Source organism: Candidatus Schmidhempelia bombi str. Bimp (genome assembly GCF_000471645.3).
In the GTDB taxonomy this organism is placed as follows: domain Bacteria; phylum Pseudomonadota; class Gammaproteobacteria; order Enterobacterales; family Orbaceae; genus Utexia; species Utexia bombi.
Genome location: NZ_AWGA01000126.1, coordinates 1 through 3,060 on the forward strand (window position 1 = coordinate 1; position 3,060 = coordinate 3,060).

The window sequence follows — 3,060 nt, forward strand, 5'->3', positions numbered from 1 at the left end:
GCTTCCGCAGGCGTTGCTCCGTTAAAATTTCTAGCTAAGATTGCCTCCGATATCAATAAACCGAATGGACAATATGTTATTACTCCAGATAAAGTACATTTATTTATACAAACGTTACCGCTCAAAAAAATTCCAGGCGTGGGCAAGGTAACCGAACAAAAATTAGCTGATTTAGGTTTATATAATTGTGCAGATATCATTAACTATGATCTTTCCAAATTATTAGATCATTTTGGTAAATTAGGACGCATTCTTTATGAGCGTTGCAATGGTATTGATAATAGTGAAGTAAATAGTGATCGCTTGCGTAAATCGGTAGGAGTAGAAAAAACCTTAGTTACTGATATTTATCAGTGGTCTGAATGTTTACCTTTGCTTGATCCTCTTTATGATGAACTATTAAAGCGCTTAACCCGAATTAGATCTGATTTGTCGATATCTCGCCAAGGTGTTAAATTTAAATTTAGTGATTTTCAATCAACAACACAGGAGCATGTTTGGTCTAAACTTGATAAAGAGGCTCTTATCGTACAGGCTAAACAAATTTGGGATGAACGTAGAAAAGAACGTGGTGTCCGTTTAATTGGTTTTCATGTTAGCTTAATTGATCCTCAATTAGATAAACAACTTATACTACCTTTCGAATAACTCAACTTATTAATTATTTTAAATGAATAACGTATAATTTATATTGAAGTCTCTTCACTCGATATTATTAGTTTTACCGATCAATTATAGATAATCTTAATCTTTTTTGATATTAAGTGTTCATATATAACTAACTTTAGTCAACGCTAACCACAATTATCAATAAATAATAACTTTATAAATAGTATTTATAGGTAAAATGATAAAATTTGGTATTTTATTGAATCTATTGCTCTTTAACCATTTTAAGAGATATAAATATAATAATTTATTTTCTAGTCACTAACATTTCTTTGTTTAAATATTTCATTACAAATTTTGAACTGTTTTATCTCATTGTTTTTAAAATGAAAATTAATTTAATTCTACTTGGCAGCATTATTTTAACGTGATGAAATATATTCCATAGTAATGGAAAGATAAACGAGAGGATAAAAGTGAAACAACAACCAAAGATTCATGATAAAAACATAGATAATCTTGAAAACACAGGAAACCATATTGATGGATTATCCAACCAAAATGCATTTGATGACGATGTTAATGTCACGGCAACGGTTAATTATAATGAGGTTACTGGCGTTGATAATCCTGATGGAACCAATGCATTAGAAGGCATTGATGATATGGATAGTATTAATCAAATGGCGAATATGGATAATGAAGCGAGTCGGAAAGGGATGAATCATCTATTTGATACTTATGATATGCAAAATACCGATGGCATAAATAATATTGATGATCTAAGCAGTGATAGTGATATTGGATATAGTCAGGATGAAAATGATCCCTACTGGTTAGCCTGCCCCAAATGTCATTATGAGTTTCAAGTTGCGCACGATATTGTTCATGATGATATAAGCGTAATTTGTCCAGATTGTGGTTATAAATTTGAGTCAGAAGCCCATGTTATTTAAAAAAAGATAAATTAAGTTTTATTATTGACTGTACCTAGGGTTACGGTGAGATAAGATTGCATTCATTCTATTTTATTATCTATTTAGGCAAAAAAGTAATTGAAAAAATGAATAATCTTAAAGGATAAAGATTAAAACCAACACAAAAAGTATTGAAGGGTGATGACAACCAACCAAAAAAAGCATTTGATTATGATCAATGCTATTAAAATAAAAATGGACTGCTTATTAATATTTGAATTTTATAATAGTGACTTTGAGATGGTTAATATATAAATACAAACATTAGAAATTGGGTGGTCCGTAGGATTTAATTTTAGAATTAGATGAATCAATAGCTTTTATAGTTAGCATATAATCACAATAACCAAACTTGGATCATATCAAGCGAACTAGCTAAATTATTGCGATATTCTAGAACTGATAAAGTAACTCAAATTTATAACCGTAATTCTGATGAATTTACTAGTAAAATGACTGAGACCCTCAAGAGGTTGTCAGGGAATTATCAAAAAACAGTTCGTATTTTCTCATTACGCGGTGCTCATCTAATCGCAATGTTTGCCAAAACAGAAGTAGCTAAAGAAGTAAGAAAATGGTTACTAGATTTAGCTGATAAAGAAACACATCAACAGGTCCTTTTACCAGCAGTTGCAAATATACCGCATGAGGGGCGATGGGTGGTTAGATATATTGATGGCGTAGTAGAGGTTAAAAATATTGATGGTAAAGTTTGCATTGATAACATGTTATTTCTTCAACTACAAAAAGATTCAATTTATTATCGAAATAAATTGATTGAGTTGAATGATAAATTAAAACAATTTACTACACTAACAAATAATTTTGTGGAAAGAACAAAAATCACAAGTGGTGAGTGTAGCGTATCACTATTTGCTACACCGCTTAAATTGGCTTAGAACTTAAACTATATAACCCTTTTTTTTAGACAGATATTTAACTATTTGATTATTATAGATTAATTCATAGGTAATAAAAAAAGGGTTATTTTGGGTATAACGGTTATTTTTCTTTTTAAATTAAACGGTTATCTTGATATAATTCTACTTAACCGCCGCATAGGCGGCTTAGAAAAATCCAAATCTGGATTAAAGTGTAATTTATTCCTTAACCGCCGCATAGGCGGCTTAGAAAATACTGCTTGCAAACCATTTTGCTAAATTTCTCTTAACCGCCGCATAGGCGGCTTAGAAAGCCTTCTTCGTTACGCTGATTATATTATCGATCTTAACCGCCGCATAGGCGGCTTAGAAAAAAATAATCAGCTAACGAACCTATAGCAAAGCCTTAACCGCCGCATAGGCGGCTTAGAAATTTCTGAGCCCATGGAAGACAAGAAGTAAAGTCTTAACCGCCGCATAGGCGGCTTAGAAATAAAAAAATTTTGGAAAAACAATATCTTATGACTTAACCGCCGCATAGGCGGCTTAGAAAACCCCAGATTATCAATATTTAGCCGCTAGATTAGCTTAAC

2 protein-coding genes, 1 pseudogene and 1 CRISPR repeat array are annotated in these 3,060 nt (G+C 31.5%); all 3 genes and pseudogenes read left to right on the top strand.

Annotated features, from left to right (window positions below):
* The coding region (locus O970_RS09645; RefSeq protein WP_238610640.1) for a DNA polymerase thumb domain-containing protein at positions 1-648 on the top strand (648 nt) is incomplete at its 5' end.
* A 437-nt stretch (positions 649-1,085) separates the two neighbouring features.
* On the top strand, positions 1,086-1,565 hold the full coding sequence (locus O970_RS09650) for a zinc ribbon domain-containing protein (protein ID WP_133459483.1): 480 nt from the start codon (positions 1,086-1,088) through the stop codon (positions 1,563-1,565).
* Positions 1,566-1,936: 371 nt separating this feature from the next.
* Positions 1,937-2,485: pseudogene (locus tag O970_RS09655) on the top strand (BRO family protein); the annotation flags it as partial.
* Between the two features lie 147 nt (positions 2,486-2,632).
* Positions 2,633-3,020: direct repeats of the CRISPR family, unit length 28 nt; unit sequence CTTAACCGCCGCATAGGCGGCTTAGAAA.
* Positions 3,021-3,060 lie beyond the last annotated feature (40 nt).